22 protein-coding genes are annotated in these 19,885 nt (G+C 44.4%); all 22 read right to left on the minus strand.

All coding sequences use genetic code 11. The features are described 5' to 3' along the window. Positions 1-32 precede the first annotated feature (32 nt). On the minus strand, positions 33-263 hold the full coding sequence (locus HMPREF2867_RS02680; protein ID WP_070575565.1) for a phage holin: 231 nt from the start codon (positions 261-263) through the stop codon (positions 33-35). Then, on the minus strand, positions 256-687 hold the full coding sequence (locus HMPREF2867_RS02685; protein WP_070575567.1) for a phage holin family protein: 432 nt from the start codon (positions 685-687) through the stop codon (positions 256-258). Before HMPREF2867_RS02685 ends, HMPREF2867_RS02680 begins: the two co-directional genes overlap by 8 nt. After that, positions 687-1,286 (minus strand): hypothetical protein, encoded by a 600-nt coding sequence (locus HMPREF2867_RS02690; RefSeq protein ID WP_070575569.1) that lies wholly within the window; start codon positions 1,284-1,286, stop codon positions 687-689. The genes HMPREF2867_RS02685 and HMPREF2867_RS02690 overlap by 1 nt, the downstream gene beginning before the upstream one ends. Continuing rightward, positions 1,279-1,479: a hypothetical protein gene (locus HMPREF2867_RS02695; RefSeq protein WP_070575572.1), complete on the minus strand. Its 201-nt coding sequence runs from the start codon at positions 1,477-1,479 to the stop codon at positions 1,279-1,281. Before HMPREF2867_RS02695 ends, HMPREF2867_RS02690 begins: the two co-directional genes overlap by 8 nt. 11 nt (positions 1,480-1,490) lie before the next feature. Continuing rightward, positions 1,491-6,521, minus strand: a complete 5,031-nt coding sequence (locus tag HMPREF2867_RS02700) for a phage tail spike protein (protein ID WP_070575573.1) — start codon at positions 6,519-6,521, stop codon at positions 1,491-1,493. Next, entirely contained in the window at positions 6,518-7,309 is a 792-nt protein-coding gene (locus HMPREF2867_RS02705; protein WP_070575576.1) for a distal tail protein Dit, read from the minus strand. The genes HMPREF2867_RS02700 and HMPREF2867_RS02705 overlap by 4 nt, the downstream gene beginning before the upstream one ends. A gap of 22 nt (positions 7,310-7,331) precedes the next feature. Beyond that, on the minus strand, positions 7,332-10,331 hold the full coding sequence (locus HMPREF2867_RS10860) for a phage tail protein (RefSeq protein WP_083306741.1): 3,000 nt from the start codon (positions 10,329-10,331) through the stop codon (positions 7,332-7,334). Then, positions 10,331-10,639, minus strand: coding sequence for a hypothetical protein (locus tag HMPREF2867_RS02715; RefSeq protein ID WP_060972288.1), 309 nt, complete (start codon positions 10,637-10,639; stop codon positions 10,331-10,333). The genes HMPREF2867_RS10860 and HMPREF2867_RS02715 overlap by 1 nt, the downstream gene beginning before the upstream one ends. Before the next feature lie 68 nt (positions 10,640-10,707). Next, positions 10,708-11,049, minus strand: coding sequence for a tail assembly chaperone (locus HMPREF2867_RS02720; protein ID WP_070575581.1), 342 nt, complete (start codon positions 11,047-11,049; stop codon positions 10,708-10,710). Positions 11,050-11,104: 55 nt separating this feature from the next. After that, a complete protein-coding gene (locus tag HMPREF2867_RS02725) occupies positions 11,105-11,647 on the minus strand; it encodes a phage major tail protein, TP901-1 family (protein ID WP_070575584.1) in 543 nt (180 codons plus the stop codon). Beyond that, a complete protein-coding gene (locus tag HMPREF2867_RS02730; protein ID WP_070575588.1) occupies positions 11,648-12,028 on the minus strand; it encodes a hypothetical protein in 381 nt (126 codons plus the stop codon). Next, the gene (locus HMPREF2867_RS02735; protein ID WP_070575591.1) at positions 12,025-12,378 is read right to left on the minus strand and encodes an HK97-gp10 family putative phage morphogenesis protein; all 354 of its coding nucleotides are present in this window, start codon (positions 12,376-12,378) and stop codon (positions 12,025-12,027) included. Before HMPREF2867_RS02735 ends, HMPREF2867_RS02730 begins: the two co-directional genes overlap by 4 nt. Continuing rightward, positions 12,371-12,679: a hypothetical protein gene (locus tag HMPREF2867_RS02740; RefSeq protein ID WP_070575594.1), complete on the minus strand. Its 309-nt coding sequence runs from the start codon at positions 12,677-12,679 to the stop codon at positions 12,371-12,373. Before HMPREF2867_RS02740 ends, HMPREF2867_RS02735 begins: the two co-directional genes overlap by 8 nt. Continuing rightward, complete coding sequence (locus tag HMPREF2867_RS02745) at positions 12,676-13,023, minus strand: phage head-tail connector protein (protein WP_070575598.1); 348 nt, start codon at positions 13,021-13,023, stop codon at positions 12,676-12,678. The genes HMPREF2867_RS02740 and HMPREF2867_RS02745 overlap by 4 nt, the downstream gene beginning before the upstream one ends. 1 nt (position 13,024) lies before the next feature. After that, complete coding sequence (locus HMPREF2867_RS02750) at positions 13,025-13,297, minus strand: HeH/LEM domain-containing protein (protein ID WP_070575601.1); 273 nt, start codon at positions 13,295-13,297, stop codon at positions 13,025-13,027. A gap of 13 nt (positions 13,298-13,310) precedes the next feature. Then, complete coding sequence (locus HMPREF2867_RS02755; protein ID WP_070575605.1) at positions 13,311-14,243, minus strand: phage major capsid protein; 933 nt, start codon at positions 14,241-14,243, stop codon at positions 13,311-13,313. An 18-nt stretch (positions 14,244-14,261) separates the two neighbouring features. Then, complete coding sequence (locus HMPREF2867_RS02760; protein WP_070575608.1) at positions 14,262-14,813, minus strand: capsid assembly scaffolding protein Gp46 family protein; 552 nt, start codon at positions 14,811-14,813, stop codon at positions 14,262-14,264. Between the two features lie 86 nt (positions 14,814-14,899). Continuing rightward, positions 14,900-15,712 carry a minor capsid protein gene (locus HMPREF2867_RS02765; protein WP_256263055.1) on the minus strand — a complete coding sequence of 271 codons (813 nt, stop codon included), beginning with the start codon at positions 15,710-15,712 and terminating at the stop codon, positions 14,900-14,902. Between the two features lie 130 nt (positions 15,713-15,842). Beyond that, on the minus strand, positions 15,843-17,342 hold the full coding sequence (locus HMPREF2867_RS02770) for a phage portal protein (RefSeq protein ID WP_070575611.1): 1,500 nt from the start codon (positions 17,340-17,342) through the stop codon (positions 15,843-15,845). A gap of 1 nt (position 17,343) precedes the next feature. Next, positions 17,344-18,609: a PBSX family phage terminase large subunit gene (locus HMPREF2867_RS02775; protein ID WP_141750985.1), complete on the minus strand. Its 1,266-nt coding sequence runs from the start codon at positions 18,607-18,609 to the stop codon at positions 17,344-17,346. After that, a complete protein-coding gene (locus HMPREF2867_RS02780) occupies positions 18,599-19,030 on the minus strand; it encodes a terminase small subunit (RefSeq protein ID WP_083306743.1) in 432 nt (143 codons plus the stop codon). The genes HMPREF2867_RS02775 and HMPREF2867_RS02780 overlap by 11 nt, the downstream gene beginning before the upstream one ends. A 140-nt stretch (positions 19,031-19,170) precedes the next feature. After that, complete coding sequence (locus HMPREF2867_RS02785; RefSeq protein ID WP_070575622.1) at positions 19,171-19,587, minus strand: ArpU family phage packaging/lysis transcriptional regulator; 417 nt, start codon at positions 19,585-19,587, stop codon at positions 19,171-19,173. Positions 19,588-19,885 lie beyond the last annotated feature (298 nt).

A 19,885-nucleotide genomic window follows, 5' to 3' on the forward strand; every position in this document is an offset into this window, starting at 1 on the left:
TGGTTGATAGAGGTCATGAGTTTAGCCATAAGCTAGTCCTCATGAGGTTGGTTATAGTTTAATGCACGTTCACTGTCTGCCACACCCTTAGTTGTTGGGTCAGTTACGATACCCAAGATTACCAAAATCACAACGAATGTATTAACACCCTCTTGGATATTGTGCGGGATTTCAAGCCCGAACTGTTGCAACATCAAGAAAACTGCTGAGATAAGAGCTACTAGAGTAGCTTTGTTTTGCAAACGTAGTTTAAAATTAATCATTGTCATTCTTCTCCTTTTCTTCTGAGTTAAGAAAAAACTTCTCTTTGTCGATATTTTTCTTAATGTATTTGTCGATATAAGGGATTTCCACCCCTAGTGCTGATAGACTAGCCAAAATACTAGATCCGTAAGCCGCAATCATGGCAAAGATAAATGTATCTAGGACACCACCTAAATTCATGAATACTGCGAACGGATAGAAGATGGCTACAAACGTAATCATGGCTGTATGACTGACTAGCCCTTTACGAAATTTAGAGCTTGAAAACTCATGAGCGGCCCAAGCCCTGGACACACCAATAACGATATCGCTGAAAATGATAATCATGAGCAGGAACACCCATAAATGCTCATCGATACCGTGCGCATAGAAGTCTCTAACCACATCGAAGACACCAAAAATGCCGTCTGGTTTCTGTACCATTAACCCTCCTTCGGTTTGAATAGCCATGCAGTGGCAATCCCATTGTTTTCGAGCTTGCCACCCTTTGCAAAATCAGCGAATGGTTGATTTTCGTAAGTAAAAGACCCGTTAACTTGGATAAGTACCAGCTTGCCTTCTCCGTCCACTTCCTCATGACTAGGGTCTTCGATAGCGAAGATATCCCCAGCGTTGAACGCATCGCCTGCTTTAGCAACTGGCAACAATTCCAAATATTGCTTGTAGATTGTGCCATATTGGATATTCTGACTCATTACCGCATTGAGGATGGACACGTTAGCAATCTTACGAGTCAATTCGCTTTGTTCAGCTACTTTCTCAGCCAAATTCAAGCGACTGTCAAGGTCTTTGATAGATTCCTCTGACTTAGCTTGATAGCGTGCTAGCGCTCCAGCTGGGTCCAACTCAGTCGCTAAGATGTCCAAGATAAGCTGGATTTTAGCTTCTTCCGCCTTGCTTGTGTGGTCTCCTGGAACGTCTCGTGTCAACCACGTCGAGCCATCTTTGGACTGGATGGCAATCCGTGTTGTTGTCGGGTTGGTCAGATAACTCGATGTAACACTGAAATTAGACTTATTCATTAGCCGCTCCTTTCTGCGCTGCCTCATTAAAGAGGTCGTTAAGGTCTGAATCAGACGCTAGTACATTTTGATAATGCTCAAGTTCGCTAACAGTTGCCTGCAAACGAGCTTTAAACTCGGCCTTCTCAATAGTCAAATTAGCGTTCTGACTTGCGATATCTCGAATCATTGAAGTGTAGATTTGTTCGTTCATAAATTCTCCTTTTACCAATGGGCGATTTTGCCGAAAGTGGCTTGCTCATTTTTTAAAGCGTTAATAAATGCTGGGTCTCTCCCGTTTCCGCCTACATTTAGAAAATGCTGCCAAACCCTTGCGAGAGCTGCGGCAGCAAATCCTAGATTGGTGACATTTATCCAGCGCCCCTTTGGAAGCGAAGCCGGGTGGAAAGAGTACCCACGATCAAAATAAAAGTCGTCTTTTAGCAAGATTCTGTCACCATACAGTTCAGCTTGGTCGAAAACTGCATTATGCTCCAACCCTCTTGCGGCGCGATACACTCGAAGCCCAGAGAAACGGCCGGATGACGCTGAATTGATTCCATCCCCAGACGATGTGACGCCTATGGCAGCGAACAACGAGCCGACACCTTCATCTTCATCTGGTGGAGTGTCGTTGAAATGCACGAACGCTGTGTGCGTCCCTTTACGTCGAACGATCGCATTGTCTTTGTTATGAAATTCAATCGTTGCATTGTCGTAGAAATGAATCTCAGATTGGTTTAAGTCAACTCTCATTGATCCGTTAAGCCCTTCCATTCTGCCTCCTCGATAGTTCAAACCGGTAAACGTACCGCTTGTGACGCTTGAAGCGTTTAGGTTAACGACATCAACGAGTGAAGCGTTTAAGCGTCCGCTAGTGATTTTGCTTGCTGAAAGTTCACCGATTTTTGCTGAGCTAATAACACCATCTTCGATGTAGGTAGAGCCAGTGATTTGAACCAGTTTCCCGTCGATTTTAACTGAGCCGTCTTTATTGAGATTAATTTGGTTAAGCACATCACCGGACCTTGTCAGATTCTTAACTGCCCAAGACCCTGCAATCTGGGACATTTCGGACTTGGTGGCTTCGAGACCAGTGCCCAGCTTGTCTAGTTGCTTGTTAGTGACACCGAGATTAAACGCCCACTTATCCTCTAGGTTCTCCACCTTCCAAACCGTACCTTTGGCATCTTGGATAATCTGAGAAATAGACTGCCCATGTTCGCCAATGGTACGGCTGAAACTGTCAACGGTTGACTTGATTTCGTTGAACTTGACTGTCACCTCTTGACTTGCATCTTTTGGCGATGGTTGCCAAGCGCGGTCCATAGTTCCCTCGTAACAATCAAGCTCGGTGAAGAATAGCAATGACTGACTGCCGTTGGTAGTACCAGTATTATCGATACGGATAAAGCCTTCATCGCAGTCGCCGGAGTTGAAAGTGAAGTGAAATTTCTTAACACCGCTTGTGGATGGCGAACCATCGAAATGCTTGATGTTAACTACTTTGCTAAATGTTTTAGTTTCGTTTGACTTGCGCCCAAGAAAATAGATATCCATCCCCTTTAGGTTACCGCCTGCCAAAATCGAAACATTAAGGGAATAAGTGGTATTTCGTTTCACTGGAAATCTCATCGTAGCGCTAGGCGTTGTTGTTGTTGTTGTTGAAAGCAAAAACAACGGCTTAGAACCGTTGTAATAGAATGAATGACTTGACACAGATAAATTCGAGTTAGGCTGCGATGCTTCCCAATAGCCCCAGCCGTCCAGGCTGTCCGGAAAAGCTGAGTTACGGATCAAGTTCTCACCACCAACAGAAAGCGTGTCAATTGACGGAATCTGCTTCTTGACCTCGCTAATAAGCTGCGTTGTCCCTTGCTCAGACTGTTGGATAAGGTTTGTTACAGCCGTAGCCGTCGCAAAACCTTTGTTATCAACAAGTCTATTGACGTCAGACTCTTTCAAAAAGCCTTTGCTATCAATAGCACTGTCTAGGTCAACCCTAGAGATTTTAGTCTCAATCTTGCCAGCTAGCGTGCTGATTTGTGTTTCAGCGTTAGTGACTTTATTTCCAAGGTTGTCAAAGTCAACCCTTGAAACCTTTTGAGCGATAGAATCGGCTGTAACACGTAATTCTGCGTTAGTTTGGTTGATTTTACGCTCTAGCTCTTGACCTTTAGACACTGCACTGTCAGCCGTAGCCTTGGCAGCTTGGACTTCTGTTCTGTCCGCTTTCAAACTGATTTTATTATCAGTCTGAGTGATTGCGGTGCTATTAGCCGCTACACTCTTAGAGAGTTTGTCAAAATCAGTCTTAGACACTTTTGATGATACTTCATCGACCAAGTGATTGACCGTAGTTTCAGCGTTAGTCATGCGGCTATCTGTTTCAGATTGTTTCTGAGATAGCTGACTGACACCCTGCTCGGTCTGTGTAATCGTCGTTTTAACCGTGCTGATTTCAGCTTCGGTGTCCTCTGGTGCTACTGTATGCTGCAAGGGGATGAGTGTTCCTCTGACCAACATAGGCGGTTTGATTTTCAAATAACCGTTTCTAATAACTGTAATATAGAATGGCCATTCACCGAGGGTGATGTCCTTGCCGGCAGTGAAAATCAGCTTAACGTCAAACCACTCATTTTTGAGGTCTGTTGGGATATTGTAAGCAACTAGATTGTCATTGTTTTTGTGATTTTTGATGATAATCATAGCGCCACGATCAATGTCTACCCCGCTGTCGATGTAAACCGGAACTAACACCGAGAATGTTTCACCGGCTTTTATCTCTGGAATAGCCATGTTCCATGAGATACCACCATAAACATCATTTGAATAGCTGTGAGACTTGATTAGGAATGCTTGCCCGTCAGTAGTAGTAGTAGTATTCCCACTCCCTCCGGGCTGTCGGTGTAGATTCTCAAAATCTGCTGATTTCAAAATCAAGTTACGACTTCCGAAATCGGTTGGAATCTTGCTGTCCACTCTACTAATCTCAGTAGTAATTTTATTTCCTAGCTGAGTAATTGAGCTCTCAGCCGTCGCAAGTCTCTTGGTAGCATTGTTAAAATCACTTGTCTTCACTCGTTGGCTAATCTCGTTAGCTTGTTGAGTAATGCGACTTTCAGCGTTCAACACTCGATTATTGACGTTGTCAAGTTCTTGTTTGTTAGCTTTAGACGCAATCATGTCCGCTTGCTGAGTGATTGATGTTTCAGCACGATTCACACGGCCCGTGAGCGTGTCTACGTCCTGCTTGTTGGCTTTCTGGCTGATTTGCCCAGCCTGCACCGTCAACGAGCTCTCAGCCTTGTTTAGACGACCAGAAACAGCGTTGACATCCTCTTTGCTAGCCTTGGCTGAAATCTGCCCTGCTTGCTGTGTCAAAACCGTCTCAGCATTAGACACGCGCTGACTGACCTTGTCAACATCTTGCTTGCTAGCTACTGAAATGAGGGCGTTATTTATCTTGGCAAACTGTACTGACGTGTCATTTGACAATGTACCAATAGAACCTTTTAGAGCTTCAACTCTCTTTTCAGTCTCTGATAAGTCCGTGTTTAGCGTACTTTTAGCATTATCGACCAGTTTGACAGCTTCTGATAGTGCGTCTTTTTTAGATGCAGCAATCTTCTTCTCTGTCTCTGCACGCTCGACTGTGTCCAAGTAACGAGCTTCTGCGATAGCTTCGCTCTTAACATCATTCAGACGGTTAAAAGCGTCCTCTGCGGTTGATTTAGCTGAACTGGCTAATGTTTCCGCATTAGTGGCCTTGGCTGTGATTTCAGCAACCACTCTGTCGTGTTCTGATTGCTGTTTAGCCATGTCGGCTGCGACTTTCTCGAATTCTTTCTTGATTTTGTCTTGAAGCCCCGTGCCGTCCCATGTTCTCAGTACCTCTTGCCACATTTCCCCAGTCCAGCGATACATGATAGTGTGTCCCTCATGTTCTGGGTCTGGTTTGTACCAAGAATCATTGATTAGGACTTGTCCAGGGTGAGATTCTGTTGGATCAGTGCTTGTGTACCAATTATGGTTAAAACCATTAGCTGACGGGATAAACTCTGGCAACTTTTTGACAAACTCAGTGAACTCACCAGCTTTAAACTCGTCAAGAGCCTTGTCGACGGTACTCTGTACCTTTGCGTCATTGCTCTCGCTAACTCGGTCCCCTAGCTTGATGTCGCTAGATTCGTTGTTTAAGCGGTTGAATGTGATTTCAAAGATACGTGTATCATAATCAAGGTGTCTGTCATGTCGGACCACTCGGATAGTGTCACCAATTTGGACGCCCTTGAGATAAACCGTTGACGTTTTAAGTGTCAGTTTAGGTCTTGAAGACTCAATCAAAGCATCGTAAGTCTGCTTGATAAGTTCGTTCTTGTCTTCTTCCTCGCTAAATTCGACAAAGCCAATCTTTGGGCGCATCTTGCCATCTGGTTGTTTAATGCCGTATTTAGCGGTCATTTCTGGAATTTCAAGGTATTTCTGACCAAGGGGCTTGTCTAGTGGGTCCCCTTTGGCTTTTGACCAGACAACTTCCTCGAAGTTGATTTTGCGTCCGTAACCGTCAGCATCTTTGCCGGTGTCTTCCGCCGAGCTGACTTGTTCCCCTTTACCACGACCAACCAAGGCGGTGTATAGGTTTGTCTTTTCAACTTCTTGCAGAATTTTAAGGGCGTTATGACCGTAGACAACACGCTTACCGACTGCTTCACCTATTTTGCGCTTGAAATCAATGTATCTAGCGCCAATCTGAGCGCCGTTCATTTCAACAAAGAACTGCATTTCTAAGCCCCACACTTTGCACACTTTTTTCAGTGCATCAAATGTGGAAATGTAATAGAAATTAGTGCTCTTTGGGTTTGTTTCAGCAACGAAGCGAGGGGACCAGTTTGTGCCAGTTAAAAGCCATTCGATGACTGGTCTAGCACGTTGGTCTGTTGGGCGTTTGTCGTAAACGACTGTCTTGCGTAATTCCTCAATGCCAGACTGAACACCAATAAGCGTTGTGATATCCCCTTTGGTATTGCCTTGGGCAATGTAGAAGTAATGGAATTTATGCGTATCGTCGATTGACTGAATAGCCATGTATTCCAGTTTTGCCAGTTCATCATCCTTCAAAGCTTTCATTTCGACAGTCAAGCGGTCTGAAATGTAGTTTTCAGTGGTAAGACTGAATTTCTGCAAAGCCTTCTTAATTGCAGGTTTGCGAATAATCTTGATAAGTTTTTCGTCCTTATCGAATAAATAGATCATAGACTTTCATCCCTCCACTGTACCTCACGGATAGTTACATTCTTGCCTGTCAATCTGTCGCCGTCCTTCACATAAAACTGCTCAAGCGGGCTAAATCGTTGTAATTCACTTAGGATATTACGTCCGTCGTAAGTAGCTGTCACTTCTTCTGTACCGAATTTAATGACGATTTCCTTATTAGCTGCGTAGCTACCCTTAAACGATAGCTTGGTTTGACCGTTGATAATTTCAAATTCCGTTGCCGCTGTAGATGTCACGGCTACAATCTTCTCAGGTATTACCTGCTTAGCGTAAGTTAGATAAACAACGTCGTTAGAACGCTCTGGAACCCGTTTTTTATAGCCGTCTGGCACTAGCAAAACGAAACTGCTAATGACTGAAAGCCTATCTTCCTCGACTTCGTCCGCTTCCTTGAATATTGCGTAGTAAGTGAAATCCGGCTCATCATCAAAAGTTACTTCAAGATAACCGCTAGGCCCTACCTCTCTCAAAATGCGGTTAAGCTCTCGGAAAGAGGTCCTCATGACTTGGCTAGTAACCGTAGTTAACTGATACTTAACTTCAATCTCACGCTCTGAATCGTTGACACTGTCCACCCAAACACCACGGCGCCCAGGAACTCGAGTGGTTGAAATTTCACGGTTAAGCAACGAACGCCCCTTAACTGTAAGTTGTCGATACCCTTGGATGATATCTTCAATTGGTGTTCCGTTGATACGCATGTTATCAACTGGCGCTCTTTGCAGCACCGTTGATTCCGTGCGCTTCAATGAAGCATAATCATGCATTAGCTAAAACCTCTTTTCTCTCTTAATAGTTATCAAGCATTAATTCCATTGATTGAGCGTTAGTGATGTCCTCAGTAAATGCTCTGTAAGTTGTATCACCCATTTTAAGCACGATGTCCGCTGCTTGTTGAGTAACTGACATCTTGCCGCCGTTGAATGAAACAGATGGATCATACCCTGCTAATCGACCTAACTGGCCGTCCATGCTACCAAGCTCATCAGTGATAGCTCCGTTGATATCTTGACCAGTGAATGCGTCGATAGCACCTTGGGCCATATAGCGCATTGAACGGGCTACTTGATCCGCTTTACTGTCGATACCGATGATGAAACCTTTATCCGTGTAGATACCGAATTGACGGAACACACGGGATGGTGATTTGATACCAAGCAAGGCTTTAGCTCCATTAATCGCATTACTTACCGCGCCTTTAACTGCCGAAATCAGCTTGCCGGCTGCGGATGTAACCCCGCTAACGAAACCGCTAATCAATTGAGAACCGACGCTTGCAGCTTGTCCAACGAATCCACGGGCTGCACTAAGTGCACCGCTGAACGCTGAGCGGACCGCTGAAATGATACGCTGACCGGCACTTGTTACCGCTGATACCACGGCACTAAATCCGCTAGTGATAGCTGACTGAATTGAGCTCATGGCGCTGCTTACCGCTGATCTAACAGCACTCCAAGCTGAGCTGATAATGCTCTGAACGGAACTCATAGCACTTGAAACGATTGACTGGATAGATGCCCATGTACTTGATACAGTGCTAGCAATCGCACTTAGTACACTGCTGATAAGCGACAGGATGGCGTTCCAAATCGCACTGATAGTGGCTTGAATAGCTGACATGATTGACGAAATAGCCGCTTGAACTTGCGAGAAGTTACCAGTAACCAATCCGACGATAGCAGCTAATACACCAGCTAAAACAGCTTGAATACCCGTCCAGATAGCGGTCCAAATCGCTTGAATAGCTGACAAGGTACTTGAAATGATGCTTGAGATACCAGCCATGATAGGTGACAGAATGGACATGATTGTATTCCAAACCGTTGAGAAAACAGTCTGGATAACCGTCCACGCCGCTGACCAAATAGACTGAATCACAGCAATACCAGCGCTAATAACGCCACTAATAGCAGCCATAGCCCCACCAGCGATAGATTGAAGCAATGCCCAAAGTGCTTGGAATGGAACAGCTAACAATGCCCATGCTGCGTTCCAGATTGCGAGAATGAACTGAATCCCCGCTTGGATAATCGGACCAATAGCATTGATACCGATTGAAACAAGGGATTTGATACCTTCCCAAACAGTGGACAAGATAGTTTTAAGCGTTTCCCACGCTCCGGACCAGTCACCTTGTAGAATCTGCATCCCTAGTTTGATGATATTTAAGATAACCTCGATGACTGTTGAAATAACTGTGGTGATCATTTGCCAACTTGTCGAGAACAGTGTAATCAGCAAATTCAATCCAGTTTGAACAACCGGAAGAATAGCGTTCATAACGTTCTCAATCATGCCCTTGAACATATTCCAGTAAGTTGTCGCTGTCTGCATAATCAAGGCGTGGTTTTCGTTCCAGAATGAAGTCAACTGACCCCAAATTGACATGACAAACGACACAATGGCTTGAACGGCGTTAGTGATTGCGCTCTTGATAGTTTCCCAAATTGCAATGACTTGCGAACGGAAACTTTCGCTATTGTTCCATAGATCAATAAGTGCAGCTACTACCATCCCGACTGCTAACGCAATCCCAGCGAACGCAGCAAGTGAGGCAGCAGAGACACCCTCTACAGTAGAAGCGAATGAAACCATAACAGACTCACCGCCTTCGAAAGCCATTGAGGATCCTTCTACCGCTTCCGTAGCTGTCGAAAAGATTCCTAAGAACTCTCCGATAGTGCTAATTGCAGAAACGACTTTCCCAACCCACGCTATCAGTGAACCGAGGGCAAATATTACCGGCCCTACAGTACCGATGATTAAGGCTGCCCATTTTACCCAGCCATCCACTGGCAGATTGTCCCAGATAGTCCCTAGAACACGCACCACATTGTCTTTAAATGTGATGATAGTCTGCTTCATGTTTTCCATGAGTTGCTTGATATTAGCTTCGTTGTTCCCAAGACCGGCCACCAAGTTCTCAGCGGCTGCTTTCATGGAATTAAACGAACCCGAAACAGTTGTACTTGCTTCTTTCGCAGTCGTTCCGGTTACTCCAAGTCTATCTTGAGTAATACCGATGGCATCAATCAAGGTATGGAATGGGATATCACGGATATTGTCAGCCGTAGCTTCAAATTCACCATTTAAGACACCAGATTCATTGACCAAACGAGCCATTTCGGACATGGTACCGCCGTAACCAAGTTTCAAGTTATCCAGCATTGAATAGTTGTCTTTGGCGAAGCCTTGATAAGCGTTTTGAATGTCCGTCATGTTAGTACCGAACTTGTTCGCATTATCTGACATTTGGACAAGGGCTTTATCCCCGTATTTCGCAGCTTTGGCAGTATCACCGCCTAGACCTTGTAACAAGGTAGCTGAGAACGACGTTACCTGCTCCATGTATCGGTTAGCAGACACACCAGCCGTCCTATAGGCTCGGTTGGCGTTCTCGATAACGTTGGTTCCCTCACGGTCCATTGTGTTATAGAGCGCTTGGGCTTGTTGTCTGGTCATGCCGTAGTCTCTGGCTAGGGTGTTGACGCTTGAACCATTCTGTTTGAACAACGTAGAAACACCACCTAACGATTGCTCAAGGTCTGCATAACCTTTGATTACGGCAGTTAACCCACCGACCATCGGCAGTGTGAAAGCTGTGGTCATTCCAGCTCCGACTGACTGCATGGCACTACCGACTGACTTTAAACTGCTACCAACTTGAGCAAGCATGCCCCCAGACTGATTTCTCAAATCAGCAAGGGCAGACTTGGCAGCATTGACGCCATTGGTGAAGTCGCTTGAGTTGGCACGTAATATGGCCGTAACGTCAAAAGATGCTCCCATTAACTACCCCCTTTCTTTGTTTGATTGATGATCCTATTCTTATCAGCTAACGAGAGCGCTCGACTTCTAGGCGCAGTGTCCTCTGGTTTAAATATCTTACTGAACTCTTTTTCATGGTCATAAAACTCATTAAAGGTTCTGTAAGCTGAGCGAACACTCTTGCCCTTGCCTTTGGTAGCTTGCACGGTCTGGTTATACCATGCTTGGATTGCTGCGTTAAAGCGGATATCCTCTTGTTTAATTGCGTAGGCGGTATTGTACACCTCAAATTCAACAAGCGTTGTCCTGGCAGCTTCTACGTAGCTCATGCCGTGCCTTGCAATCAAGAGGGCCATTGCGTCGTCATAGCTGAAATCATAATCTGGTTGACTTTGCCCTACTCTTGAACGTTCATTGCGAGTTTGAGTAGGGATGACGCTTTTAACTCGTCAATAATAGAGTCGATTGTCTCCTTGTATTTACCTTTGTCAATCAAATCAGCAAGATAGGCTTCAATGTCTGCATCACTTGGTTTTTGTGGTGCTGTAATCGTGCCAGCTTTGATGATGTCCACGAATGCAAGAGGGTCGTTGATAGCGACACCGGCTGAAATCAATGTCATAGCACCATAACCAGTCTTCATGCCCTCAAGCTCTGCTGAGTGCAATTTGTTGATCTCACGTAAGAACGCAAGTCCAAAAATCAAATTAAAGTCTCGTCCGTTGATAGATAGAATCATGTTTTATTTCTCCTTTATACAAAAAAAGCAAGGGCACAAAGCCCCTGCAATTAGACTAGATAGATGAAACTAGGCTGTCTTCTTTAGCAAGAGTGTGGTAGTCGTATTGAGCGCTTGCGACTGCTTTCTTCTGAGCTTCTGTCAAGCTGTCGGTTGAAATAATACCGTTACCATCAATAGCCATCTCGTAAGAAAGCTCCACTTTGTCGTCAGCGGGTGCTGAAATTTCAAAGTTCTTAAGATAGCCTTGGTAATATTCAACGTCATAGACATCTTTTCCACCAGACGCACGTTTAGAAGCAAGGTCAACTTGCCAGCACTCTACTTTGTCGCCTGCGATGAACCATTTACGCATTTCACGCCACATCTCAGTAGTAGTACCGTCTTCACGATATGCAAGTGATACGAATTCCCCAGAAACTTCACCGTCTGAAATTGAGTTAACCACACCGTCTTTAGTTTTGGTTGTTTCAACCTCTTTCTCAGCATTGATAGTGTGTTCTGTTTGGAAACGTACTTTAGCAGCGTCTTGTGTTTTTTGGTCTTTAACACGACGGAAGAAGACCATGAGGTCTTTCCCAAGAATAAGTTCTGCCATTTATTCCTCCTTTTTGGTATATGTAAATGAAAAATCCAGCACAATGTGGATCAATGGCTGGGCGTCTGTATTATCCGGTAAGACTTGCTTGTCTGTACCAGTTTTTAATAAGTTGTATTCAAACCCTTTAATTCGTTCGCTAGCTTGTTCCAACGCTTGGCAGTGGGCGTCTAGCTCTGCACGCTGCACTCTAGTCCCGTAGATATGGACGGTTTGTCTTATCGTTCCAAAATTGTCGTTATTGAGTGTAGGTGCTGAGCTATTCTCACCAATGAAAGCGAAAGGATAGCTAGCGGATGAATCGGGTAAGTAGTCGTAAGTTGCTAGCGTCTCACTAGCAATAGCAAATAGATTTCTGAATAAGTCGTGGTTAGGTGTCATTTAAAGGCTCCTTCCATTACTTTTCGGATTTGTTCCGTGAAATAAGGCTCGATTTGTTGCATCATTGGACGCATAAACGGCTTACCGGGCTGATAGCGTGTTCCAAACTCTTGAAATCCGCTATAAGAGGCGGCTGAATGGATGTGCGATTCTTCGCCCATGTGCCTAGTGGTGATATTGGCTCTCAAGAAACCAGTATCGACTGGCGCAAGCCCTTTTGAAATGCTCTTGCCTTTCTCAGCTGAGTTTTTAAGAGCTGTTTGAGCTTGTGTCCTAACCCCTTGACTTGCCTTATTCAAAGCAGCAGCGAGGACTGTGTCCCCTCTCCACTCGATTGTGAAATTAGCCATTTAGCTCACCTCTTTTCAACCTGATTGCGCCCTTAATCGGTGCGTCAATCTGTTCGATAGGGTAATACTTCTTACCCCCATAAAGAGCGTAGTCAAACGGCTTCTGCTCTTTACTGAATCGGCATATCATGACCACGTCGGACCTACTCCCATAGGCTTCAAATGCACGCTGTTGGTCAATGAAGTTAACCAAACAAGGCACAATCTTGCTAGACTGTGCCTTTTCTTCGTGTTTATCAGTTATCGGGTTGTAAGTCGAAGCGCCCTGCTTCACTAGCCTAATGCGGTGCGGTGTTTTCATAGAAACTTCACCTTACCTTTTCGAGCTAACGAGCCGTCCAGGCCAAAATCTTTATCCAAAATCTTTCTGTAAGGCTTGAACATGTCGTCCCAATCTTCGTAAGTGACTGAATAGCCGTCTACGTTTTCGGTTTTGACACCCTCTGAGCCTTTACGACCATAGAGCTTGTAAACAACATTTTCAATGATGAAATGATACTTCTTGTCAATCTCGGTTGTTCCGACTAACGCCTTGAAATAGCTCTCAGCGTCGTTTACTAAGTCTTCAATCAATTCATCCTCAAGATCGTCTTCAACGTCGATACCCAACCGACGCTTAATCTTCTCAAGTTGGATATCGTTCATTTTAGACCCCCTCCGCAGCCTTTAGAAGTTCTTCTAAATCTGCTTTCTTTGCTTTGGTATCATACTCGATACCAGCTTCATCAAGTTTTGCTTTGAGCTCTTTGACTGTAAGCTCTTTTGACGGCTCGACTTGTTCGATACCGCCTTTTTCAAGAACTTCTGCCACACGCTCTTTAGATGGCTCATAGCCTTCTCGTGGGTAAACTTCCCCGGCTTGATAGATATACTCGTTATCTTGCAAGTCACGGAATGTAATCTTAGTTTTATAGGTCATTTAAACCTCCTGACTAGACTCCTACTGGTTGGATAGCTGCAAATGCTTCGTCGTTTGGAATCGCTACGGCAATTTCAAAGATAGCACGGAGTGCTTGCATGTCTTGTTCAAACAAATGAACATCACCAGAATCAAGTGTGCCATCGTTTTGAACTTTAGACAAAGTAGCTTGATCAGCGATTTTAAGACGCAAGTTAGTACCGTTTGGAATACCGTAAACCAAACCATTGAAGTTACCAGTAATCAATGTACCTGCTGGGTAAGTTTGCCCGTCTTGCAATTGAAGTTGTGAATATGGAAGACCGTCAAGCTCACCGATAGCGTTAGGGTTAGCTGGTTTAGTGAAGATGTGTTGACCACCGTTTACGTTGTCCACAATTCCACGGAGTGTACGGTTGATTGTGCGGTGTCCCACGAATGCGTTAGGTTCTTTTTCTGATTTATCTTCAACGTCATAGATGTTATTGAGGTTGATGTCACCAGATACGATGTTTTGAGCGCGTTTAGCAGACGCCAAAACGTTAGCACCGAATGGGTTGTTATACAAACCAAGGAACGCAGCCCCGTCGATTTTTTTGTTGAACAAATCAACAATCTTGTCCTTGATTGATTCGAAGAAGTCAGTCCAAGTGTAGTTGAGGACTTCTTCTGTAACTGGCAAGATAACCGCCAATTTACGAGATTCAAGAACGTAAGATTTAGTTTGTACTTTTGCAGTGCCGATTTTTTGACCTTCACCAACAAAGTAAGCGTCTGTCAATTGACCAACTTCTACGCCCTTGCGGACCATTTTACCTTCCATTTCAACTTTTTGACCAAGCTGAATGACTTTTGAAGTTTTAACAAGTTCGTCAGTGAATAGATCAGTGATGTATTCTGATGTAATCTCTTTTCCAAGAGAATCAGACAAGAGGACTGTGTCCGGATTGAATTTTTGTTGAGCCATGCGCTCTCCTTTCTTTGATTAGAAATTAGTGATTTTGGCTTTATCAAACTTGTCTTTTCCACGATGTGAACGCCCTTCCTCTCCACCGCTTGTGCGAGGTGGTAGAGCTTTAGCTTCTTCACGTTTCTGCAAATTTAGAATGTTAGCCATGTTTGAAACAGCTAGCTTGGTAGCTTCTTCGTCGCCTTTGACGACAAACGCAAGCGTTGACTCATTGACAGGAACGCCTTGAGCTTCGAGCTCTTTAATGGCGATATCCTGCATTTGACGTTGAGCGATTTGGGCTTGAAGTGCTGCAATTGTGCTCTGGGCTTCTTCGAATTCTTTATCCCGCTGTTTCTGTTGCAGTTCTTGAAGTTCTTCCTCACTCATTTTAGCTTTAGCAACGGCTTCCTCGATTTGAGATTGAATACCGGTTTGCATATCAGCAATTTCAAGAGTGTGTTTTTCTTCCATCTGCTTGAGTCTACGCTGCATCTCAGCAACTGACACCATTTTTTCCTCTTTTTCCGGCTGGCTAGCTTCAACCTCTTGAGGATTCTCAACTGTTTCAAGTTCTTTTTCTGCCATGATAGGCTCCTTTCTTTACGCTTTTACGTCCAACCTCGACGAACTCATGCAGCTTTTAACGTCCTCAGCACGGTCTGGACAAGGGGTTATTCACCCCACACACCGTTAACAGCTTGTTCATCAAGAGTGCTGCCACCGGCTTTATATTCCATTTTGATGTGTCCATACGCTGAACAGCGACAGTTAGGGTGCATTGGGTACATGTTAACCCCCTTTTCTGCCTTGTTAATCGGTATGGCTTTTCTATCCAAAGGCTTACAGATATCGCAAGCCCCAGTTTCAGCGACATAGATTAAATGCGTGAAGTCATTCTCCTTCAACATCATCAACTCTGTATCAGCATTAATGCGAGCTATTTCGGTCTTGAGTAATCGTTGGGCGTTGGCTTGGCTTGTGTTGTATTTCTTAGCTAACCGCTGCCGTTCCTGCTTAAAACCGTCCATGTCGGTGAAGATACGTGCTAGCGAGCTAAACACATCCTTCTGCATACTTGCATGAAGTCCGTTCCTGCCCCAAACCCTACGGCTAAAATTCTGTCCGTAGAAATCAGCGTCTAAGATGGCTCTCATGCGGCTTACTGCATTGACGGCAGAATTGCCCAAAATACCCGCTTGGCGCTTAAATTCGGCTAAATATTCACTCTCACGCGCTTCGTCGAAGACTTCGTTAACGTCTGATATAAGGCTAGCTATTTCAAGCCTTAATTCTGCTTTGAGTAGCTCCAAACGGCTGACTTTCATTTTGAGGTTAAACAGTCTTAGCCATTGGTTAGTGCCGTGTGAGAAATCTTTCTCGACTACTGCCTTTCTAGCTCGGTCTCTGTACTCAGTGACATCGAACTCACTAGCCCGCTTCATAGCTTCGGCACGGCTTAACCCCTCTTTGTCAGCATATCGCATGTAAAACCCGTTTATTTGGCTTTGCATACGGTTATACGACGCTTGATAGAGCTCTTTTAATACCTTGTCACGTTCTATGTCACGCTTGATTAGGTCTGATTGTGCTTTTCGTTCAGCATTGTAGCGTTCATTATTCGTCATCATCCTCAACACCTACAATCTGACTAACTTCTAGATCAGTAGCCCCGCCCTCTTTGAGCAAACGGCTCTTTTCTTTGCGTGCGTCTGTGAAGCTAGCTGATTCCATAAGTGTTTCTTGTGAGATTTCCATGCCGGAATTGATAGCTGATTGAATCTCAGCCCATACGTCTGTTGGTAAGTTCTCATGGAATGTGAATGTCAGCATGTCAGCGTCCACTGGTTCGATACCTTTGAGGTTGTTAGATAGCAACTCAAGCAGTTTATAGCGTCGTCTAAGCGCTTTAACAAAGAACCCCCGTTTGACTGCTGTAACTTGCTGCAAGTCAACTAGCTTGTAGCGGATAGCAATCCCAGACGTAGCTGAGAAAGTCGAATCATCCTGCAAGTTTGGCAATCCGACAATGCGGAAAAAGTCTTTAATCAAGCGTGACTTGTACGCTTCAACACCGCTGACATCATATTGCTTGTAGATATAGCCAGCATCTAACGACGTTTGCTGCCCGTTGTGTCCGACACCACTCTCAAGCACTAGCATGTTAGCGTGTTTCATTTTCATGATGTCAGACGCATTCATACCCGTACTTTCAACGTCGCCCTTGATAACAAGCATTGCGTCATTAAGGTCTGACATATAGTTAGCCGTGTCCGACTCTGCTGCGTCGTAAGCGTCAATGATTGGAATGCCTTTCTCCCAATCTCCCGAACGCTCTCGGTTGTTCTGCCACTCAACCACTGGAACCATGCCAAACGGGTTTTCTTTGCGTTCGATTTCCTGCCAGTTTGGATCATAACTAACAATCTTGTTGTCAGTGTAGACCGTGACAAACATTTCACCGTTGTAAACTGGGCAATGCACGGCCGCAATGATATCCTTTCGGACGTCTGCACTGCGGATTGTGAACATCTCTCTTGCGTCAATCAAGACCACTGCAGGATTGCCAAACTCGTCATAATAATGCAACTCAAACGCTCGCCCAAAGCGTGAAGCGTCATAGACTAATTCACGGTTAAGGGCTTCAATGTCGTTGTAAGCGTTGAAATCGTCAATAGCCGTCAAGTCGCTATTAGTGTCAGTAGCACCGATTGAAATAGGTTGACCTACCGTGTAACCAGTAAAGAAGCGGCTAGCTTGTCCGCCCAGGTCGTGCCTAATACGGTAGTCAGCTTTCTCTGGTTCTAGTCGTTTACGACCATTTAGAATCGTGTAGTTATTCCCGTTTGAGTAGCTCTCTAGGATATTCAAGCGGTCTATCTGTTCGTCTTGGAACTGAGCTACCATCTTCTCTAACTTCTCACGCCCTTGGAACGTGTCCACTAGGTCGTCCGCTGACTGAGCCATGAAGTGCGTATTAGCTTCTTTTGGAAAATGAAGGAAGTCTTCGCGTTTCTGCAAGCTAGTCGGTTCCATGTCTCGCTCGAATTGGTATGATCTAGGAATGTACTGCCCTTCATGTAAAATGTCGTCAGTACTATGTGTTGTGTTCGTCATTCTATCTCCTTATCAGTTTGTTAACACGCCTAATCTTAGCGTCTACGTCCTGCCTATCCTTGACGAAAATAAGGTTTTGCAGTGCGTACCTAATCGCATCGATACAGTGGTTATAACTATCGCACGGCTTGTTGATGTACTCGTTTGTATGCTTGTCCTTCTGCCATGTATAGTTTTCTAATTCCTCAATCGTCTTGACGCATCGTTCATCGACAATGATGTCGAATTGCTGCAAGAACTGAATCCCTTGTAGAACTGAGCCCTTCCCCTTGTCTACCGGAATAGCTCGACGCAAGCCTAGTGTTTGCAATTCTGCAATAGATTTCTGCTCTGCTGAATCAGCCATAATCACCTCTTTTGAATAGCCCAAGCTAGTTATAGCTTCTGCTATTTGGTTGTTAAGCAAGCCCTTCTTGACATATTCCTCAAGGATATATAGCCGCTTATTCTCTCGGTCTATTTTGACGTGCATAAACGCCGTCGGGTCGTTAGTAAACCCGAAGTCAAGACCAAAAAAGGACGGTAGCTGTTTAAGCTCGTCCTTGTTGAGTAATCTCTTTTCATATTTTGGAAATACTAGCTTGTCAAGAGTGGCAAACTCACCTAGAGCATAGATTTTGTAGTAGGCTTCGTTTCTGTTTGCTAGCTCTTCAATATTCTCCTTGGTCAACTCATCCAGAAAGCGATTATCCTTGTACGTCGTTTGATAGACCACTGTATTTTTAGGGTTCTTCACAAAAAACGCATTATATACCCAGTTAGCCTTAGACACTGGGTTAAACATCAAATAGATTTGTTTCTGTTTGTGGGCCTTATCCCTCAAGCGAAGTGTTAGCTGCGTGTAATCATCAAGCGTAAACTCTGACGCTTCTTCCATGACTACGTCTGAAATGCCTTTGATTGACTTGATTTTCTCTGGGTTATCCATCCCTTTGAAAATCAAGTCAGCGCCGTTTGGTAACTCAATGCGGAATGCGCTCATGTTAACCTTGCATAGATTAAGCACACCAAAGTAAGACAAGGCTGCTTGCACGTCCGCAAACACCGAGTCACGAACCGTAGAGCCTACCTTACGCAATATCAATATCTTACGGGGTTTATCCCACTTTTTAAGAGCTTTGAGAACAATCTTCTGGAAGACCCCGTGACTCTTACCGCTAGACGCTCCGCCGTAATGTACCTCAGTAAACGTGTCATAATCAAACAAATGTTCATAGATGTGTCGATTAAACACCCTGCTTGGATTGATTTCAAGATTAATCGTCATTCCATTCACCGACATTAATATTGATATCTTGCGTTACATCGGCTTCGACCTTGTCTGTCCACATTCTGTAACGCTTACCGATATCAACCGCCGCAGCTCTACGAGTGGCAACATTCGGCTTAGCTTGAGCTATGCGCTGCACCCCCTCGCCATCTAGGACAAGTAAGGGTTCTTCAACCTCACCACGCATTACGGCAGTGAGAAATTCCATGACCTCTTGTTGATCCGCAACACGTTCCGACTTTAACTGTTCCAGTCGTTCGTCTATATAAGCCTTGACCTCAGTATTTCTTAGTAGCTTACTACCATTGACTTCCGCCGTTCTTATCTTCTTAATACTAGGATAAGCCTTCTTATACGCTTGTGTAGCGTTTAGGCTGATGATGTACTCATCGGCAAACTTTATTTGTTTTTCGGTCATCCCATTTTCCATCAACTCCTTTCTGATACTGAAAAAGACAACCCACAAAGTGAGCTGTCTCTGATTTTCTTCGATAATATAATAATACCACTTTAAACAGTTGTAAGATACCGTGATTTATCCGTCAAAATACCGTCATTTCAAAATTCTACAACTAATTTGCCATCTCTATACAATTCAGCGAATGCTAGGATAGCATTATTAAGTAGCTCTTGAAAAGCTGTCCTCTCGAAACCAATTGCTTGGGCGATTTGCCAGTTTGGTTTCGGAGGGTATGCCAGATATTTTTCTATCAGTATTCTGCGATAGTCTGGACGATATAGCCCGCTAACTGCTTGCTCTATGGCTTCTAACTCGTTCATAGCATCGACACGCCTAACTGCGATATTTTCCACTGGTCTACTTACACCACTGCCACCTCTTGGCATGAAAGTAAACTCTTGTGTAATCTTCTGTTCAGCGCTATCGTGTGCTATCTCTCGCCATCTTGGATATTCTCGAAGTTTACGCTTGCAACCTCTGATAGTTGCTTTCTCATCAATTTCCGGCAATAGCATTGTTCTATCCTCTTTGGTATAATGGTAGTGTTGACTTTCAAAGAGTGCTGGCCATTGTGTCGGTCTTTTTTATTTTAGCCCTAGAAACATTAAGAGATTTATGAAAAGATTGATGTATTTGTTCTTGGGCCTTTTATCACCTCCTTTCTAGCCATCGACACCAGCAAGATCTTTGGCTTTGTTTTTGTAACGCAATGATATCAATAAGAAAGAGGTGTTTTTCACATCCTTTTTTCTTAAATTTGCTGGGTTTTGTTTGGACAAGGTCTGTCAGCTTGTCCGGTGTTAAAAAAGTGTC

This window comes from Streptococcus sp. HMSC064H09 (genome assembly GCF_001812625.1).
Taxonomy (GTDB): Bacteria; Bacillota; Bacilli; order Lactobacillales; family Streptococcaceae; genus Streptococcus.

What these genes read in the sequence shown, in the direction of transcription:
- HMPREF2867_RS02680 (WP_070575565.1), bottom strand. Translation starts at nt 263, where the DNA reads ATGATTAATTTTAAACTACGTTTGCAAAACAAAGCTACTCTAGTAGCT.
- HMPREF2867_RS02685 (WP_070575567.1), bottom strand. Translation starts at nt 687, where the DNA reads ATGGTACAGAAACCAGACGGCATTTTTGGTGTCTTCGATGTGGTTAGA.
- HMPREF2867_RS02690 (WP_070575569.1), bottom strand. Translation starts at nt 1,286, where the DNA reads ATGAATAAGTCTAATTTCAGTGTTACATCGAGTTATCTGACCAACCCG.
- HMPREF2867_RS02695 (WP_070575572.1), bottom strand. Translation starts at nt 1,479, where the DNA reads ATGAACGAACAAATCTACACTTCAATGATTCGAGATATCGCAAGTCAG.
- HMPREF2867_RS02700 (WP_070575573.1), bottom strand. Translation starts at nt 6,521, where the DNA reads ATGATCTATTTATTCGATAAGGACGAAAAACTTATCAAGATTATTCGC.
- HMPREF2867_RS02705 (WP_070575576.1), bottom strand. Translation starts at nt 7,309, where the DNA reads ATGCATGATTATGCTTCATTGAAGCGCACGGAATCAACGGTGCTGCAA.
- HMPREF2867_RS10860 (WP_083306741.1), bottom strand. Translation starts at nt 10,331, where the DNA reads ATGGGAGCATCTTTTGACGTTACGGCCATATTACGTGCCAACTCAAGC.
- HMPREF2867_RS02715 (WP_060972288.1), bottom strand. Translation starts at nt 10,639, where the DNA reads ATGAGCTACGTAGAAGCTGCCAGGACAACGCTTGTTGAATTTGAGGTG.
- HMPREF2867_RS02720 (WP_070575581.1), bottom strand. Translation starts at nt 11,049, where the DNA reads ATGATTCTATCTATCAACGGACGAGACTTTAATTTGATTTTTGGACTT.
- HMPREF2867_RS02725 (WP_070575584.1), bottom strand. Translation starts at nt 11,647, where the DNA reads ATGGCAGAACTTATTCTTGGGAAAGACCTCATGGTCTTCTTCCGTCGT.
- HMPREF2867_RS02730 (WP_070575588.1), bottom strand. Translation starts at nt 12,028, where the DNA reads ATGACACCTAACCACGACTTATTCAGAAATCTATTTGCTATTGCTAGT.
- HMPREF2867_RS02735 (WP_070575591.1), bottom strand. Translation starts at nt 12,378, where the DNA reads ATGGCTAATTTCACAATCGAGTGGAGAGGGGACACAGTCCTCGCTGCT.
- HMPREF2867_RS02740 (WP_070575594.1), bottom strand. Translation starts at nt 12,679, where the DNA reads ATGAAAACACCGCACCGCATTAGGCTAGTGAAGCAGGGCGCTTCGACT.
- HMPREF2867_RS02745 (WP_070575598.1), bottom strand. Translation starts at nt 13,023, where the DNA reads ATGAACGATATCCAACTTGAGAAGATTAAGCGTCGGTTGGGTATCGAC.
- HMPREF2867_RS02750 (WP_070575601.1), bottom strand. Translation starts at nt 13,297, where the DNA reads ATGACCTATAAAACTAAGATTACATTCCGTGACTTGCAAGATAACGAG.
- HMPREF2867_RS02755 (WP_070575605.1), bottom strand. Translation starts at nt 14,243, where the DNA reads ATGGCTCAACAAAAATTCAATCCGGACACAGTCCTCTTGTCTGATTCT.
- HMPREF2867_RS02760 (WP_070575608.1), bottom strand. Translation starts at nt 14,813, where the DNA reads ATGGCAGAAAAAGAACTTGAAACAGTTGAGAATCCTCAAGAGGTTGAA.
- HMPREF2867_RS02765 (WP_256263055.1), bottom strand. Translation starts at nt 15,712, where the DNA reads ATGCGATATGCTGACAAAGAGGGGTTAAGCCGTGCCGAAGCTATGAAG.
- HMPREF2867_RS02770 (WP_070575611.1), bottom strand. Translation starts at nt 17,342, where the DNA reads ATGACGAACACAACACATAGTACTGACGACATTTTACATGAAGGGCAG.
- HMPREF2867_RS02775 (WP_141750985.1), bottom strand. Translation starts at nt 18,609, where the DNA reads ATGACGATTAATCTTGAAATCAATCCAAGCAGGGTGTTTAATCGACAC.
- HMPREF2867_RS02780 (WP_083306743.1), bottom strand. Translation starts at nt 19,030, where the DNA reads ATGACCGAAAAACAAATAAAGTTTGCCGATGAGTACATCATCAGCCTA.
- HMPREF2867_RS02785 (WP_070575622.1), bottom strand. Translation starts at nt 19,587, where the DNA reads ATGCTATTGCCGGAAATTGATGAGAAAGCAACTATCAGAGGTTGCAAG.